Genomic DNA, 16,247 nt, shown 5'->3' with positions numbered 1-16,247 from the left:
GACGCGGCACGGGTGACGGAGCGCACGGCCCGGGAGGCGGGGGTCCCGCTTGTAGACTGGCCCAATGGCCTCCCGCAAGAACCCTGCCACGCAGGCACCGTCGGCCCTGGGCAACGTCGTGGCGTTCATCGCCACGAGCATCGTTGCCGGCATCGTGGCCGCCGGACTCCTCGTGCCCCCCGCAGCCGCCACGGGTCTCGCCGCCAACGCCTCCATCGGGTGGTTCAAGGACCTCCCCGCCCAGATGGAGGCGGGGCCGATGTCCCGTGCCTCGACGGTGCTGACCCGTGACGGCACCGAGATCGCGACCTTCTACGCGCAGAACCGCACGCCCGTGGAGCTGGAGCAGATCTCCCCGCACATGAAGGACGCGCTGCTGGCCATCGAGGACCGCGACTTCTACGAGCACGGCGGCGTGGACCTCGGCGGCATCGTGCGCGCCCTGGGCAACAACATCGTCAACCCCTCGGCCCGCCAGGGCGCCTCGACGATCACCCAGCAGTACGTCAACAACCTGATCATCGACTCGCAGGTGCGCGCCGGCGAGGAGGCCACGACGATCGGCGGGGACAAGGGCTACGCCGACAAGATCAAGGAGATCAAGCTCGCCCTGTCCATGGAGCAGGAGCTGTCCAAGGACGAGATCCTCGAGGGCTACCTGAACATGGTGCTCTTCGGCGGGCAGAACTACGGCGTCGAGGCCGCCGCACAGTACTTCTGGGGCATCCCCGCCTCCGACCTGAGCATCTCCCAGTCCGCGGTCCTCGCGGGCATGGTGCAGTCCCCCAACTACTACGACCCCGCCGTGAACCCGGAGGCCGCCGAGGAGCGGCGCAACGTCGTGCTCGACACGATGCTGCTGACCGGGGCGATCACGGAGGAGGAGCACACGGCGGCGGTCGCCGAGCCGATCCGGCTGGACCTGCACCCCACGAACTCCGGCTGCACCGCCGCGGAGGTCGCCCCCTACTTCTGCGACTACGTGCAGAACACCGTGCTGCAGAGCTCCGCCTTCGGCGACACGCCCGAGGAGCGGCTCAAGACCCTGCAGCTGGGCGGGCTCGAGATCACCACCACCCTGGACCTCGAGGCCCAGCGCAAGGCCGAGGAGGAGGTCAACCGCACGCAGCCGCGCGACGACAACCCCGACGGGGTCTCGACCGCGCTGGTCTCCCTCGAGCCCTCCGACGGCGACATCGTGGCGATGGCCCAGAACACCTACTACTCCACGGCCGAGGGCGAGTCGAACACGACCTACAACTTCAACGTGGACTCGTGGATGGGCGGGGCCGGCGGCTTCCAGGTCGGCTCGACCTACAAGCCCCTGACCCTGGCCGCGTGGATCGACGCCGGCAACGGCGTCGAGGACGAGATCGACGCCTCGCAGACGAAGTGGCCGGCCGACCACCGCTGGCGCGCCTCCTGCCTGGAGAACGGGTACAAGATCGAGCCCGGCGACAACGGCGGGGGCTTCGAGATCCAGAACGCCTCCCCCGGCTACGAGCGGAGGATGCCCGTGGACTACGGGCTGTACAACTCCATCAACACCGCGATCTACGCGATGGCCGAGGAGATGGACCTGTGCGACATCGGGGAGATCTCCGAGGCCCTGGGCATCGTCAGCGGCAAGACCGGCGAGCCGGTGGACACCACGGTCCTGTCCTCGCTGCTGGGCGGCTCCGTGGACATCTCCCCCATGACCATGGCCCGGGCCTACTCGGCCTTCGCCAACCGCGGCGTGATGTGCGAGCCGCGCGCCCTGGAGAAGGTCACCGACTACACCGGCAAGGTCTACGACATCCCCGAGACCTCGTGCGAGCGGGTGATCAGCGAGGACGTGGCCGACGGCGTGAACTACGTGCTCGAGCAGGTGCTGGTGCGCGGCTCCGGCTACAAGCGCGGCATCGATCTGCCCGGGGCCTCGGCGGCCAAGACGGGCACGACCGACAACTCCACCCAGACGTGGATGCTCGGCTACACCCGCGGCCTGGCCACCGCCTCGTGGGTGGGCAACTACGAGCTCGGCTCCCGCTCCCTCAACGACCTGAACATCGGCGGGCGCACCGGCGGCTCGGACACGGACTGGGTCGACGGCTCGACCTACGCCGGTGAGCAGTGGCAGCGCTTCATGCGGGAGATCGCCCCGGACTACGACACCGACGACTTCGCGAAGCCCTCGGAGGACGTGCTCGAGGGCGAGAACGGCTCGAAGGAGATCGGCTAGGTGGCAGCCGCGGACCGGCCCGGCACCCCCGGCCGGGTGCCCGGACCGCTGCGCGCGGCCGCGGCCCTGGCCGGGGCCGGGCTCGCCGCGGGCGCGGGACTGGGCGCATGGGGCGTCGTCGTCGAGCGCCGCCGCTTCCAGCTGCGCACCGAGCACCTGCGGCTGCTGCCGCCGGGCAGCGCCCCGCTGCGGATCCTGCACCTGTCCGACCTGCACGTGTGGCCCGGCCAGCGCGCGGTGCGCGAGTTCGTGCACTCGCTGGCCGCGCTGCGCCCGGACCTCGTGGTGGACACCGGCGACAACCTCTCCCACCCGGAGGCGCTGCCGGCGCTGCTGGAGATCCTCGAGCCGCTGCTGGCGTTCCGGGGCGCCTACGTGCCCGGGTCGAACTGCTACTTCGGTCCGCGGCCGAAGAACCCCTTCCGCTACCTGTGGCGGGACACCTCCGGGGAGGGCCGCGACGAGGCCCCGCGGCTGCCCACCGGGGCCATGCACGCGGCCTTCGACGCCGCGGGGTGGACCCCGCTGATCAACCGGGCCGCGCGCCTGGAGGTCGCCGGGCACGTGCTGGACCTCTCCGGGGTGGACGACCCGCACCTGGGCTACGACCGCCACCCCGGCTTCCTGGACACCCCCGGGGCCGCGCTGCGCCTGGGCGTCGCCCACGCCCCGTACCTGCGCACCCTCGACCGGTTCGCGGCCGACGGCGCCGACCTCGTGCTCGCCGGCCACACCCACGGCGGGCAGGTCTGCCTGCCGGGCGGGCGGGCGCTCGTGAGCAACTGCGACCTCGAGCCCCGCCGCTGCAAGGGCCTGATCACCCAGGGCGGGGTCCCGGTCAACGTCTCGGCCGGCCTGGGCACCTCCCGCTTCGCCCCGATCCGGCTGTTCTGCCCGCCGGAGGCCGTCCTGCTCACGCTCACCGACTGAGTCCCGCGGGCGCCGTGCGCCCCCGCGCACCGGGTCGGGTCAGGCGCCCGCCCCGCCGCGCGGACGCGGGACCAGGGCCTCGAGCACGGCGGGCAGCCGGAGCACCCCGTCCTCGGCGCAGAAGTGCCCCGCCCCCGGGACCACCTGCAGCCGGGCGCCCAGCCGCGCGGCGAGCTCCTCGGTGGCCGCCGCCGGGACGGTGGGGTCGTCGTCGGAGCGCAGGACGAGGCGGCGGCGGGTGCTCGCGCGCACGGCCGTGAGGTCGGTGTCCCCGGCGAGGAAGCCGTCCAGCAGCGGCACGGCCGCGAGCCGGCCCGTGAACCCCGCCACGAGCACGAGCCCGCCCAGCTCCCAGGGCCGCGGCAGCCGGGCGAGGTGGCGCAGCACGGTGACGCACCCGAGGCTGTGGGCCACCACGTGCGTGTGCGCGTCGACCGCGCCGACGGCCCGGCCCACCGCTTCCTGCCACGCCCCCGCCTCGGGGTACGAGGGCTCCGGCAGCTCGGCCGGGACCGCGCGGACGCCGTCGGCCTCCAGCCGCTCGCACAGCCAGGGGAACCAGTGGCTGCCGGGGGCGGCGTCGTAGCCGTGCACGACGACGACCCGCCGCACCTCCGGCTCCGCGGACCCGCTCACGCGCTGATCTCGGGCACCGCCACGATGATCCGGTGGTTGGTGCGCTCGCACAGGTACATCTCCACGGTGCCCTCGGGCACGGGCCCGCCCTCGGGCCACTGGTCCTCCGGCAGCCGGCGCAGCGTGCCGCCGCAGGACGGGCAGATGGGGTCCATGGTCATCCTCCTCGCTTCGGCGCGGGCCCCGGTGCCCCGGTGCCCTCCGGCCAGCATCCCGCAGATCCGCGCCCGTCACCATCCCCGCCGGAACCCATCCCGCGACCGTGTGGTCATACCATAGGATGTGACCTGCGCCGCTCCGGCCGGACCCGCCCACCCGAGGAGGACCCATGACCGCTCCCGCCGCGCCGCGCCCGCACGAGGCGCTGCTCGAGGACCTGCGCACCCGCTGCGGGCGCACGGTGGTGGTCGACTCCGAGCTCGAGCACCGGGCCCTGGCCCACGACGCCTCCCACTACCTGCTCCAGCCGGCCGCGGTGGTCCGCCCGGGCACGGCCGAGGACGTCGCCGCGGTGCTGCGCACGGTCGCCCGGCACGGGGCCGGGCTGACCTTCCGCTCCGGCGGGACGTCGCTGTCCGGGCAGGCGGTCACCGACCAGGTCCTCGTCGACGTGCGCCGGGGCTTCCGGGCGGTCGAGGTCCTCGACGGCGGCCGGCGGGTGCGCGTGCAGCCGGGGGCGACCGTGCGCCAGGTCAACGCCCGCCTCGCCCCGCACGGGCGCCGGCTGGGCCCCGACCCCGCGAGCGAGAGCGCATGCACGATCGGTGGGGTCGTGGCCAACAACTCCTCCGGCATGGCCTGCGGCACCGAGGCCAACACCTACCGCACCCTCGAGTCGATGGTCCTCGTGCTGGCCTCGGGCACCACGGTGGACACCGGCGCCGCCGACGCCGACCGGCGGCTGCGCGCCCTGGAGCCGGAGCTGCACGAGGGGCTGCTGCGGCTGCGCGACCGGGTGCGGGCGGACCCCGCCTCGGTGCGCACGATCGAGCAGCAGTTCGCCATGAAGAACACGATGGGCTACGGCCTGAACTCCTTCCTGGACCACGACGAGCCGGTGCGCATCCTCGAGCACCTGGTGATCGGCAGCGAGGGCACCCTGGGCTTCGTGGCGGAGGCGACCTTCCGCACCGTGGAGATCCTCCCCCACGTCTCGACCGGCCTGCTGGTCTTCCCTGACCTCTCCGCCGCGACCCGGTCGGTGCCGCAGCTCGTGGCGGCCGGCTCGGCCACGGTCGAGCTGCTGGACGCGACGTCCCTGCGGGTCTCCCAGCGCACCGGCACCGCGCCCGCCCGGATCCGGGACCTCGCCGTGGCCGAGCACGCGGCGCTGCTCGTGGAGTACCAGGGCCGCACCCGCGAGGAGGAGCAGGAGCGCTCCGCGGCCGCCGCCGGGGTCTTCCGCGGGCTCGAGCTCGCCGCCCCCGCCGAGCTCACCGACGACCCGGCGGAGCGGGCCGCGCTGTGGACCGTGCGCAAGGGCCTCTACACCGCCGTGGCCGGCAACCGCCCCTCCGGGTCCAACGCGCTGCTCGAGGACGTCGTCGTCCCCGTGCCCGCCCTGGGCGAGACCTGCGAGCAGCTCACGGAGCTGTTCACCGCCCACGGCTACCGCGACTCGGTGATCTTCGGCCACGCCAAGGACGGCAACGTCCACTTCATGCTCAGCGAGCAGTTCGGGGATCCCGCGCAGCTGGCCCGCTACGAGCGCTTCACCGAGGAGATGGTCGCCCTCGTCCTCGGCCACCGCGGATCCCTGAAGGCCGAGCACGGCACGGGCCGGAACATGGCGCCCTTCGTGCGCCGCCAGTACGGCGACGAGCTCTACGACGTGATGGTGGCCCTCAAGCGCCTGGCCGACCCCCGGGGCGTGCTCAACCCCGGGGTGCTGCTCAACGAGGACCCCACCGTCCACGTGCGCGACCTCAAGACCGCCCCGGCCGTCGAGGAGGAGGTCGACCGGTGCGTGGAGTGCGGCTACTGCGAGCCGGTCTGCCCCTCGAAGGACCTGACCCTCACCCCGCGCCAGCGCATCGTGGGCCGCCGCGAGATCGCCGCGGCCGAGGCTCGCGGGGACGGGGCGCTCGCCGCGCGCCTGCGGGCCGAGTACGACTACGAGGGCCTGCAGACCTGCGCCGTGGACGGGATGTGCGTGACCGCCTGCCCCGTGCTGATCAACACGGGCGACCTCGTGCGCCGGCTGCGCGCCGAGGACCCGCACCCGGTCGCGGACGCGGGCTGGGGCCTCGCGGCCCGGGCGTGGGGGGCGACGACGACGGGGGCCGGGCTCGGGCTGACCGCCGCGAAGGCGCTGCCCCCGGCGCTGCCGCGGGCCGCCACGACCGCGGCGCGGGCCGTGCTGGGCGCCGAGCACGTGCCGCAGTACAAGGACGCGCTGCCGGCCGGCGGCCCCGCGCGTCCGCGGCGCCACGACGAGCAGGCCGAGGCGGTGTTCTTCCCGGCGTGCATCAACACGATGTTCGGCCCCGCCGAGCCCGGCGGGCGCACCGCCTCCCAGGCGTTCCTCGCCCTGTGCGACCGGGCCGGTGTGCACGTCACCGTGCCCGAGGACATCGGCAGCCTGTGCTGCGGCACTCCGTGGAAGTCCAAGGGGCTGCGGACCGGCTACGCCACGATGTCCGAGCGGACGCTGGCGGCCCTGTGGGAGGCCTCCCGGCACGGGCGGCTGCCGGTCGTCTGCGACGCCGCCTCCTGCACGGAGGGCCTCGAGACCATGCGGGAGCTGGCCGCGGCCTCGCCGGCCCACCGCGGGCTGCGGTTCGTGGACGCGGTCGAGTTCACCGCCGAGCGCCTGCTCGGGCGCCTGTCCGTGACCCGGCCGGTCGGGTCGATGGCCCTGCACCCCACGTGCTCGAGCACCCACCTCGGGATCACCGGCGCCCTCGAGACCATCGCGCGGGCGATCAGCGACGACGTCGTCGTGCCCGTGGACTGGGGCTGCTGCGCCTACGCCGGGGACCGCGGGATGCTCCACCCGGAGTTCACCGCCTCGGCCACCGCCGCCGAGGCCCGGGAGGTGACCTCCCGCCGCTTCGACGCCTACGCCTCCCTGAACCGCACGTGCGAGCAGGGCCTGACGGAGGCCACCGGCCACCCCTACCGCCACGTCCTGGAGCACCTCGAGGAGGCGACCCGCTGAGCGCCCCGGGCCGGTGCGGGGCGTTCCGCCGCACCGGCCCGGGTCCGGGCAGCGCCCCACCGCTTTGGGTTGTGCACAACCGGATTGCGTGCCACCATAATGGCATGCCCGCAGACCTCCGCCTCGACGCCCAGCTGTGCTTCGCCCTGCACGCGGCCTCGCGCGCCACGACGGCGGCCTACCGCGCCCCGCTGGCCGGGCTCGGCCTGACCTACCCGCAGTACCTCGTGCTGCTGGCCCTGTGGGAGGAGGACGGCCAGAGCGTCTCCGCCCTCGGGACCCGCCTGCGCCTGGACAGCGGCACCCTCTCCCCGCTGCTCAAGCGGATGGAGTCCGCCGGGCTGCTCGAGCGCCGCCGCGGCCACGCCGACGAGCGCCGGGTCACCGTCCACCTCACGGCGACCGGCGCCCGCCTGCACGAGCGCGCCCCGGAGGTCCAGCGCCGGGTGCTCGAGGCCTCCGGGCTGGACCCGCAGGAGATGGCCGAGCTGCACCGGCTCGCCCGGAAGGTCGCCGCCGGCCCGGCGGCCGGCACCGGATGAACCGCGGCTGCCCCCGGCGCGCCCCGGCCGAGCCGCGCCGGGGCCCGCCTCCACCCCTCTCCCCGAGATCCCGCCGATCGATCCCGGCACCGTTCGATCCCCGCCGGCCCGACCCGGCACCCCCGACCCGAAGGAGCACGACCGTGAACACCGTCTACACCGCAGAGGCCCTCGCCACCGGCGCCGGGCGCGACGGCCGCACCCGCACCACCGACGGCCGGATCGACCTCGGCATGGCCGTGCCCCGCGAGATGGGCGGCTCGGGCGAGGGCGCCAACCCCGAGCAGCTCTTCGCCGCCGGCTACGCCGCCTGCTTCCACTCCGCCCTGCAGCTGGTCGCCCGCCAGGAGAAGGTCGCCCTCGGCGACTCCAGCGTCGGGGCCCGCGTGGGCATCGGCGGCAACGGCAGCGGCGGCTTCGGCCTCGAGGTCACCCTCGAGGTCGTCGTCCCCGACCTCGACCCGGCGACCGCCCGGATGCTCGCCGACAAGGCCCACGAGGTCTGCCCGTACTCCAACGCCACGCGCGGCAACATCGACGTCGCCGTCGAGGTCGTCCAGGACTGACCCCGCCCTCTCCCCCGCCCTCCCGACCCGATCGGAGCACCGCATGACGCAGAGCACCACCACCCGCCGCATCGTCCTGGCCTCCCGCCCGCAGGGCGCCCCCGCGCCCGGGAACTTCCGCCTCGAGGAGGCCGAGCTGTCGGCCCCGGGGCCCGGGCAGGTCCTGGTCGCCAACCGCTGGATGTCCGTGGACCCGTACATGCGGGGCCGGATGAACGACGCGAAGTCCTACGTCCCGCCGTTCCAGGTGGACCACCCGCTCGACGGCGGCGCCGTGGGCGAGGTCATCGCCTCGGCCGCCCCGGAGGTGCCGGTGGGCACCACGGTGCTGCACGGGTCGGGCTGGCGCGAGCACGCCCTGCTCGAGGCCTCCGCGGTGACCCCGGTGGACCCGGACGCCGCACCGGCCTCCGCCTACCTGGGGGTGCTCGGGATGCCCGGGCTCACCGCCTACGCGGGGCTGCTGGGTGCGGCCCGCTTCACCCCCGGGGACACGGTCTTCGTCTCCGGGGCCGCCGGGGCCGTGGGCTCGCTCGTCGGGCAGATCGCCCGGCTCTCCGGCGCCGCCCGGGTGATCGGCAGCGCCGGCTCCCCGGAGAAGGTCGCCCGCCTGCTCGAGCTCGGCTTCGACGCCGCCTTCGACTACCACGACGGCCCGGTGGTCGAGCAGCTGAGGGCGGCCGCCCCCGAGGGCATCGACGTCTACTTCGACAACGTGGGCGGCGAGCACCTCGAGGCCGCGATCTCCGTGCTGAACACCCGCGGCCGGGTGTGCCTGTGCGGGGCGATCGCCCAGTACAACGCGACCGAGCCGCCGGAGGCACCGCGCAACCTGGCGCTGGCGATCGGCAAGATGCTGACCCTGCAGGGCTTCCTGGTCGGCGGCTGGCAGGAGATGGCCCCGGAGTTCCGGGAGCGGATGACCGGCTGGCTGGCCGCGGGCGAGATCCGCTGGGACCAGACGGTGCGCGAGGGCCTCGAGAACGCCCCGCAGGCGTTCATCGACCTGCTCGCGGGCGCCAACACCGGCAAGATGGTCGTCGCGCTCTGAGGCCCCCCGTGCGCGTCGTCGACCTCAGCCGCCCGGTGACCGCGGGGATGCCGGTCCTCCCCGGCGATCCGCCGGTGGAGACCCGCCCCGCGGCGACCGTGGCCGCCGACGGCTTCCGCGTCACGGCCCTGCACCTGGGCACGCACACGGGCACGCACGTGGACGCCCCCGCGCACCTGTTCGAGGGCGGGGCCGCGGTGGACGAGCTCGACCCCGCCGCCCTGGTCGGCCCCGCACGGGTCGTGGACGCGACCGGCCGCGCCCCGGGGGCCGTGATCGGCTGGGACGAGGTCGCGGAGCAGCTGGCGGACCTCGCCGCCGGGGAGGTCGTGCTCGTGCGCACCGGGTGGGACGCGTGCTTCGGCACCGACCGCTACCTGGACCCGCCCGTCCTCGACCCCGGGCTCACCCGGCGGCTGGTCGCCGCCGGGGTGCGCGTGCTCGGCACCGACACCCTCAGCCCGGACCCCGTCCCGGACGCCGCCGGACCGGGGGCCCTGCCCGTGCACGAGGTCGTCCTCGGCGCGGGCGGGGTGATCGTGGAGAACCTCACGGGCCTCGCGGCGGTGGACCGGCCGGGGGCGCTGTTCGTGGCGCTGCCGCTGCCGCTCACCGGCCTGGACGCCTCCCCGGTGCGGGCGGTCGCCCTGTGGCCGGGCACTGCCTGAGGCAGGCCCGGGCGGCTCAGCCGGCGCGGCGGGCGAGCGGGCTGCCGTCGAAGGCCTCGAGCAGGGCCTGCGGGTCGGCGTAGTACTCCACGGCGCCGGCCTCGCGCAGCTCGGCCTCGCTGATCCCGCCGCTGCCCAGCCCGACCGTGTCCATCCCGAGCCGGCGGGCGGCCACGACGTCCCAGCGGGCGTCACCGACCACGACCGCCTCCTCGGCGCGCAGCCCGCCGGCCTCGAGCGCGGCGGCGAAGATGTCCGGCTCGGGCTTGCTGTGCTCGGCGTCGGTGGCCGTGGTGACGGCGGTGAGGACGTCGTCGACGTCGAGGGCCGTGCGCATCGCGGCGACCTCGGCGGCGTTCGACGACGACGCGAGCACGACGGCGAGGCCCTCCTCGGCGCAGCGGCGCAGCAGCTCGACCGCGCCGCGGGTGGGCTTGAGCCCGGGCCAGTGCACGGAGAACAGGCTGCCGTGGGCGTCCCCGATGGAGGCGTCCTGGTCCCGGTCGCGGTCGGCGGGCAGCAGCTCGTCGATCAGCTGCTCGGAGCCCATGCCGATCAGCCGGTGGATGCGGGACATCGGCACGTCCCAGCCCTTCTGGTTGAAGGCGTGCCACCACGCGACCGTGTGCAGGTAGCTGGAGTCGATGAGGGTGCCGTCGACGTCGAAGAGGACGCCGCGCGGGGATCCGGGGGTGCTCATGGTCCCCAGCATGCCACCGCGGACGGCTCAGCGGCCGGTGCGGCGCCCCCGGCGCAGGACGAGGAGGGTGAGCGCGGCGATCGCCCCGACGGCCAGGAGCCCGGTGCCGAGCGGCGCCAGCACGGCACCGGCGGTGCGGCCGGTGAGCGCGTCGAGGTCGAGGACGTGCACGCGCCCGTCGTGGCCGCCGGCGAGCACGGCGTCGTCGACGACGACGGGCCCGGCCGGGGCCAGGGGCTGGTCCGAGACCTGCTGCCGTCCCCGGGGCAGCCCGGTCGCGGCGTCGAGGGCGCCCACCGCGCCCGTGGTCGTCGAGTAGACGACCGCGCCGTCGGCCACCGCCGGTGCGGCCTTGACGGGTCCGGAAGCGTGGGCCCAGCGCTGCCGGCCCGTGCGCAGGTCGAGGGCATGCAGCCGCTCGGTCGTGGGGCTGCCGACGTAGACGGTGCCGTCGGCGACCACCGGCGCCCCGGACTTGTTGTTCACCACGAAGGGCCCGTCCCCGAGCCGGGTCTCCCACAGCAGCTCCCCCGTCGCCGCGTCGAAGCCGTGCGCCCAGTGCTCGAGGTGCTCGAGCGGGACGAGGTCGCGGTGGGAGGTCGTGACCACGATCCCCTCGGACACGGCCGGCGGCACGTCGTCGAGCCCGGAGTCGGCCTGCGGCACCGGGGTCTGCCACACCGTGGTGCGGGCGGCCATGTCGTAGGCGACCACGCGGGGGTGGTCGTAGAGGCCCGCGGTGTAGAGGATCCCGTCCCCGGCCGCCGGGGCGGCCATGCTGACCACGGCCCCGATCCCGACGCGCTCGAGCAGCTCGCCCGTCGCGGCGTCGAGCACGTGCAGGTGCCGGTCGCCGGCCGCGGCGTGGATCCTGCCCCCGTGCAGGACGGGGGTGGGCATGACGTGGCCGTCCACGGCGTGCTGCCATCTCCGCTCGCCCGTGGCGGCGTCGAGGGCCAGGACCCCGCCGGGGCCGTCGCCGCGGATGCCGTCCGTGCGCTCCTCGCCGCGGTCGCCGTAGCCGACCCACACGGTGCCGTCCGCGACGATCATCTCGGAGTGGATCCAGTTGGGCGCCTGCGCCTGCCACAGCTGCTCGCCCGTGGCGAGGTCGAACGCGTGCAGGGTGCCGCTGCCGTGGGTGCCCACGTAGAGCCGGTCGCCCACGACCACCGGGGTGGAGCGCACCTCGTCCGGCAGCGCGAAGCCGCCGGGGAACGGCTCGACCGACCCGTCCGTGGTGAGCACCGGGTTCTTCTCGGGGGTCAGGCGGTACTGCGTCCACTCCTGCGGGTCCTCGACGGCGGCCCGGCCGGCCGGCGCGGCGACCGCGGCCGGGAGCGGGCCGAGCGCCAGGGCGGCGCCGAGGAGCAGGGTGGTGCGGACGGTGTCCATGGCAGACCATTGTCCACCGCCGCGCCGTCGTCGTCCCCGGTCCGGGGACATTCACCCGATCCTGCCGGGAACGGCGGAACGGCCCCGCCCGGACGCGGCGCGTCCGGGCGGGGCCGTGCGGTATGGGACCGGGTCAGCCGCTCAGGCGGTCGCCCGGTCGTGCCCGTGGCCGCGGCCGTGCTCGGAGTGCGGGCCGTGGCCGCGGTCCTTGCCCTGCGGGTGGCCCATCGCACCCTGGCCCTTCTGCTTGTAGGGCTCGCCCACGCCGTTGACGTCGTGGGTCGTGGTCGCGTAGCGCAGGACGACCGCGGCGGCCGCGTCCGCCATCTGCTCCATGCCCTCGAGGTCCACGTTGGAGAGGTCGTCGCACGCGGTGTGGTAGCACTCGTCGTAGGCGACCCCGGCCTGCCCGCCGAACAGCGCGGCCTGCTCCTCGGTCTTCACGCCCTCGGCGCCGGTGAACAGCCCGCCGGAGGGGACGTCCGCGGCGATGAACGGCCCGTAGTCGCTGCGGCCGCTGAACTCCGTCTCCCCGGAGGTCAGGCCCACCTGGGCGAAGTGCTCGTGGAAGGCGGCCTCGATCGCCCCGGACCCCTCGGGGACGTTCGTCTCGCCCGGGTCGAAGGCGGAGGCGTCGCCGTCGTAGACGAAGCGGCCGTAGTTGGGCGAGCCGATCATGTCGAAGTTCAGGTACAGCGCGATGTCCTCGAGGCCCTCGGGGTCGTTGGCCTGGAGGTCGCCCACGTAGTGCTCGGCGCCCAGCAGGCCCAGCTCCTCGGCGCCCCACCAGGCGAAGCGGACCTGGTTCTCCGTCCGCGTCTTGGCCATGGCCTCGGCGATCGCCAGGATGCCGGCGGAGCCGGTGCCGTTGTCGCTGATGCCCGCACCCTCCGTCACGCCGTCGAGGTGGGCGCCGACCACGACCGTGTTCTCCGGGTCGCCGGTGCGGGTCTCGGCGAGCACGTTGGCGGTGGTGCGCAGCTCGGAGACGGTCTCGGTGCGCACGGTGACCGTGCCGGCGTCGAGCAGCCCGACGCCGGCCGCGTGGCTCAGCCCGACCGTCGGCAGGGTCGTGGCCTCCGGGGAGCCGAGGGTGCCGTTGACGACGCCCTCGTTGCCGGGGGCGCCGCCGTTGAAGATCAGCACGGCGGTGGCGCCGGCGGCCTCGGCGTTGGCGGCCTTGTCCCCGAAGGCGCAGGTGCCGCGCTGGATCAGGGCGATGTTCCCGGGCACGAACCCGGCGAAGTCGCTCATCTCGCAGCCGCTGGAGGACGTGCCCGCGGTGCCGTCGGTGTCCACGGCCTGGACCGTCCCGGTGACGGTCCCGGAGCCGGAGTAGGACATCACGGCGACGTCCTCGGCGGCGAGCGCGGTGCCGTCGGCGGTGACGGTCGCGGGGCTGAGCTCCTCGAAGTACGGGAACCGGAACTCCTGGACCCGGGGCTCGTAGCCGGCCGCGCGCAGCCGCTCGACGACGTAGTCGACGCTGGCCTGGTAGCCGGGCTGCCCGGAGGCGCGGTTGCCGCCGTGGGCGTCGGCGATCCGCTGGAACGCCTCGAGGTGGGTGCTGAGCTTCTCCTGCGAGACGGCCTGGGTGAGCTTGGCCGTGGTGTTGTTGTTGCTGTTCTCGCGCGTGGGCGCGGCCACGGCGGAGGTCGCCGTGAGGGTGAGGGCGCCGGCGAGGGCGGCCGAGGTGATCCAGCGACGGGGCATGCGGGGGGACATGGAACCTCCTGGGCAGGGGCCGGACGGAGGGATGCCCCTGCGCGGCCCGATTCACAGCTCCGCGCGGATGACGCGGATTTGCACATGCTCACAGTCCGGTTACTGAGGGGTCAACGACTTTTGTCCAGAGTTCGTGATCTGGCTCACAGGGCAGCGACACGCCCCGTCCGTGCCGCCCGGATTTCGCGACGGCGGGCGGCCGTGGCTATGATGGAGCAGTTGTTTCCGGCCGCGGCCGGGGACCACGGGATGTGGCGCAGCTTGGTAGCGCGCGTCGTTCGGGACGACGAGGTCGCAGGTTCAAATCCTGTCATCCCGACCAACTGCGGAAGGCCCCGGACCGTTTCGGTCCGGGGCCTTTCGCGTGCCCGCACCCGCACGTCCGACGACGGGTGCGCGCCGCGGCGGACTGTCCCCGCAAGAAGCGACAGCTCCCGCCCACAAAGTCGCAAATGCATGAATTAGGCTCGCAGCAACGGGTCCGACCGCCCGGCAGCAGGGGGATCCGGGCGATCCACCGCTCCCCTGCCCCGCGGTCGCCGAGCCCGTGGCACGGGCGCCGGGGGGCGTCCGGGAACCGATCGCTCCGGGGGAGAACTTCATGGATACCGACATCGACCGCGTCCTCGACGCGACGGGCGACGGCGTGCTGGGCGCCGCACTGCAGCTGTTCACGGACTGGTCCCTGTGGCTGGGCGTCGCCCTGATCGTGGCGGCCGTGGTCAGCTCCGCGCTGACGAAGAAGGTCCCGTGGACCCGCGAGGCCTCCGTGTGGCTGTACTCGATGGCTGCCACCGCCTGCTTCGCCGTGCACTGGGCGACCGGCTCCGCCTGAGCCGCGCACACGACGAGGGCCGGGCCCCGCCGCACCTGGTGCGGCGGGGCCCGGCCGCTACGCAGCAGGCCTTGTCCGCTCCATACCTATAGCGGCTCCTAACCGGAGCGCACCGCCGCGCCGAAAAGTCCATGACGTTCAGGATCTCCCACATCGACACGGCCCACATCACCAGCCATTGCCAGTCTGGGAACGGCAACCAGCAGGGCAGCCGGAACGATGGACACCAGGACCGGTGAAGCCATGAGCATCGCCGGCGCCAGTAGCCATGGCATGTTGAATCGGGATGCTGTGAGAACTAACGCAATGGCGATGACGCACCGAAGCGCGAAAAGCGCCACCCCGTCCTTGGTGCCGTCTCGGTTGGAAACTAGGAACTCGAACCATTCAAGCCAAGCTTGGGGTTGCAGCACACATCCGACCAACACGACGAGCGCAGTAACCACCGCTCCGACCATGAACTTCTTCCACTGACCACGCCTGGCAAACCAGAGGAGGCCGAGTCCCATGGTCACTTTGGTAAGAACAGGAAATGCCCACATTGCAGGCCAGCGCATACCCAATACGGCTACCATGGCCAACAGTAGAAAGATGTTGTTCACCAGGACTTCCGGCAGACAGTAAATGAACAATGGCACCGCCCACGGCCAGCGCAATGGCCGAACCAGCCACACCGCAATCACCAGGAGCAAAACCGTCCATGCTGCGAGGAAGAACGACCACGGCAACCAGGACAAGGGCTTCAGCATCCACAGAAATGCCGGTGAGTACAGATAAGCATCCAGGGTCCCGGCGGCCCTGCTGTAGGACAGTTCTCCCTGCGCAGCCAGCCAGTAGGCGTGCGAGTCTTGCCCGTAGACTCGCGGATCCTCAACCACAGTTTGCACGATCTTACCCACGACCAGCCCTGCAAGAATCCATGCGGCCATCAAAGCCGTCCGCATGAAGACGGGAAACTGCTTGGCAAAGGCAGCCCCGGAAGACGTGGGCCATTGCCGCCTCTCAGCATTCACCGCATGCACCGAGCACTCCCTCACCGTGTATTGCAGTTGACATGATGCAATAACCCCTGATTTAAGCGCGTCAGCGCCGAGACACCAAGGACAGCGTCTCGTCCCCGCCCTCGACCTCCCGGTCGGCGAGGGTCCACCCGGAGCGCAGGAGCTGCTCGGCGAGGTCCTCGGTGAGCACCGTGTCCGCGCCGGCGCGGCCCAGCTCCTCCTCGAGGGCGCGGGTGAGCGCCTCCTCGGAGAAGGGCCCGTCCGGTCCGGCCAGCTCCGGGTCCGCCAGGTCCTCGAGCACGCACAGCCCCTCGCAGGAGAGCTCGATCATCAGCCCGGCCTCGAGCCGGGTGGAGGTGGTCGTGGTGGTCGACGTCGTGGTCCGCTCCGTCAGCTGCCCGGAGAGCTGCCCCGCGGCCGGTGCCGCCGGGGCCTGCACGCGCGCCTGCGCCGGGACCTGGACGGGGGCCGCCACGGGAGCCGGAGCCGGGGCCGCCACGGCGCTCGCCCCCTGGGACGAGCCGCCGCCGGACGCGGCGGGCGCACCGCCGGAGCCTCCGGCGGCCGCTCCACCGCCGCCCCCGGAGCCGGACGCCGGGGCCTCCGTGTCCGGGGCGGGCCGCGAGGTGGGCTGCGGCTCGGGCTCCGGGGACGGGGTCGCCGTGGTCAGGGGCGGGAGCGGCTCGTAGGTGTGCGCGGACCGGGCCTCGGCGGCGGCGCCGCCGCAGCCGGTGAGCGCCGCGAGCGAGAGCGCGGCCAGGGCGAGGATGCGGGTTCGCTGGGTCATCGGGTTCTCCAGGAGCGAGAGGGTCGG

Annotated in this window: 15 protein-coding genes and 1 tRNA gene; 9 read left to right on the top strand and 7 right to left on the bottom strand. The window is 73.9% G+C overall.

Annotated elements, in window-relative coordinates:
- Positions 1 to 64: 64 nt before the first annotated feature.
- Both LQU92_RS13205 and LQU92_RS13200 read left to right on the top strand, forming a co-directional pair.
- Positions 65 to 2,224: a transglycosylase domain-containing protein gene (locus LQU92_RS13205; RefSeq protein ID WP_230781244.1), complete on the top strand. Its 2,160-nt coding sequence runs from the start codon at positions 65 to 67 to the stop codon at positions 2,222 to 2,224.
- A complete protein-coding gene (locus tag LQU92_RS13200; RefSeq protein WP_147050316.1) occupies positions 2,225 to 3,154 on the top strand; it encodes a metallophosphoesterase in 930 nt (309 codons plus the stop codon).
- A gap of 39 nt (positions 3,155 to 3,193) precedes the next feature.
- On the opposite strand, the gene LQU92_RS13195 is transcribed toward LQU92_RS13200, so the two are convergent.
- Both LQU92_RS13195 and LQU92_RS13190 read right to left on the bottom strand, forming a co-directional pair.
- Positions 3,194 to 3,790, bottom strand: coding sequence for an alpha/beta hydrolase (locus LQU92_RS13195; RefSeq protein ID WP_230781243.1), 597 nt, complete (start codon positions 3,788 to 3,790; stop codon positions 3,194 to 3,196).
- Positions 3,787 to 3,945: a hypothetical protein gene (locus LQU92_RS13190; RefSeq protein WP_180814649.1), complete on the bottom strand. Its 159-nt coding sequence runs from the start codon at positions 3,943 to 3,945 to the stop codon at positions 3,787 to 3,789. Before LQU92_RS13190 ends, LQU92_RS13195 begins: the two co-directional genes overlap by 4 nt.
- A gap of 173 nt (positions 3,946 to 4,118) precedes the next feature.
- On the opposite strand from LQU92_RS13190, the gene LQU92_RS13185 reads away from it, so the two are divergent.
- The 5 genes from LQU92_RS13185 to LQU92_RS13165 all read left to right on the top strand — a co-directional run bounded on the left by LQU92_RS13185 (position 4,119) and on the right by LQU92_RS13165 (position 9,777).
- Positions 4,119 to 6,950, top strand: coding sequence for an FAD-binding and (Fe-S)-binding domain-containing protein (locus LQU92_RS13185; RefSeq protein ID WP_230781242.1), 2,832 nt, complete (start codon positions 4,119 to 4,121; stop codon positions 6,948 to 6,950).
- A gap of 104 nt (positions 6,951 to 7,054) precedes the next feature.
- Positions 7,055 to 7,492, top strand: a complete 438-nt coding sequence (locus LQU92_RS13180) for a MarR family winged helix-turn-helix transcriptional regulator (RefSeq protein ID WP_230781241.1) — start codon at positions 7,055 to 7,057, stop codon at positions 7,490 to 7,492.
- A 143-nt stretch (positions 7,493 to 7,635) separates the two neighbouring features.
- Positions 7,636 to 8,058, top strand: a complete 423-nt coding sequence (locus tag LQU92_RS13175) for an organic hydroperoxide resistance protein (protein WP_230781240.1) — start codon at positions 7,636 to 7,638, stop codon at positions 8,056 to 8,058.
- A gap of 43 nt (positions 8,059 to 8,101) precedes the next feature.
- A complete protein-coding gene (locus tag LQU92_RS13170) occupies positions 8,102 to 9,109 on the top strand; it encodes an NADP-dependent oxidoreductase (protein WP_230781239.1) in 1,008 nt (335 codons plus the stop codon).
- 8 nt (positions 9,110 to 9,117) lie between these two features.
- Positions 9,118 to 9,777: a cyclase family protein gene (locus LQU92_RS13165; protein ID WP_230781238.1), complete on the top strand. Its 660-nt coding sequence runs from the start codon at positions 9,118 to 9,120 to the stop codon at positions 9,775 to 9,777.
- A gap of 16 nt (positions 9,778 to 9,793) precedes the next feature.
- On the opposite strand, the gene LQU92_RS13160 is transcribed toward LQU92_RS13165, so the two are convergent.
- From LQU92_RS13160 to LQU92_RS13150, 3 genes are all read right to left on the bottom strand, one after another.
- Entirely contained in the window at positions 9,794 to 10,477 is a 684-nt protein-coding gene (locus LQU92_RS13160) for an HAD family hydrolase (RefSeq protein WP_230781237.1), read from the bottom strand.
- 27 nt (positions 10,478 to 10,504) lie between these two features.
- Entirely contained in the window at positions 10,505 to 11,872 is a 1,368-nt protein-coding gene (locus tag LQU92_RS13155; protein ID WP_230781236.1) for a PQQ-binding-like beta-propeller repeat protein, read from the bottom strand.
- A 141-nt stretch (positions 11,873 to 12,013) separates the two neighbouring features.
- Positions 12,014 to 13,597, bottom strand: coding sequence for a M28 family peptidase (locus LQU92_RS13150; RefSeq protein ID WP_230781235.1), 1,584 nt, complete (start codon positions 13,595 to 13,597; stop codon positions 12,014 to 12,016).
- A 245-nt stretch (positions 13,598 to 13,842) separates the two neighbouring features.
- Here LQU92_RS13150 and LQU92_RS13145 point away from each other — a divergent pair.
- Both LQU92_RS13145 and LQU92_RS13140 read left to right on the top strand, forming a co-directional pair.
- Positions 13,843 to 13,919 (top strand) — tRNA-Pro (locus LQU92_RS13145).
- A 279-nt stretch (positions 13,920 to 14,198) separates the two neighbouring features.
- Positions 14,199 to 14,432: a hypothetical protein gene (locus tag LQU92_RS13140; protein ID WP_230781234.1), complete on the top strand. Its 234-nt coding sequence runs from the start codon at positions 14,199 to 14,201 to the stop codon at positions 14,430 to 14,432.
- Positions 14,433 to 14,530: 98 nt separating this feature from the next.
- Here the strand turns inward: LQU92_RS13140 and LQU92_RS13135 are convergent, their stop codons facing one another.
- On the bottom strand, positions 14,531 to 15,454 hold the full coding sequence (locus LQU92_RS13135; protein WP_230781233.1) for a glycosyltransferase 87 family protein: 924 nt from the start codon (positions 15,452 to 15,454) through the stop codon (positions 14,531 to 14,533).
- A gap of 61 nt (positions 15,455 to 15,515) precedes the next feature.
- Positions 15,516 to 16,220 (bottom strand): hypothetical protein, encoded by a 705-nt coding sequence (locus tag LQU92_RS13130; RefSeq protein ID WP_230781232.1) that lies wholly within the window; start codon positions 16,218 to 16,220, stop codon positions 15,516 to 15,518.
- Between the last annotated feature and the right edge of the window lie 27 nt (positions 16,221 to 16,247).

The organism is Kocuria sp. LUK (assembly GCF_021012935.1).
Lineage (GTDB): Bacteria > Actinomycetota > Actinomycetes > Actinomycetales > Micrococcaceae > Kocuria > Kocuria flava.
The sequence above is the reverse complement of the archived record's forward strand: the minus strand, read 5'-3'. Positions and strand labels throughout refer to the sequence as shown.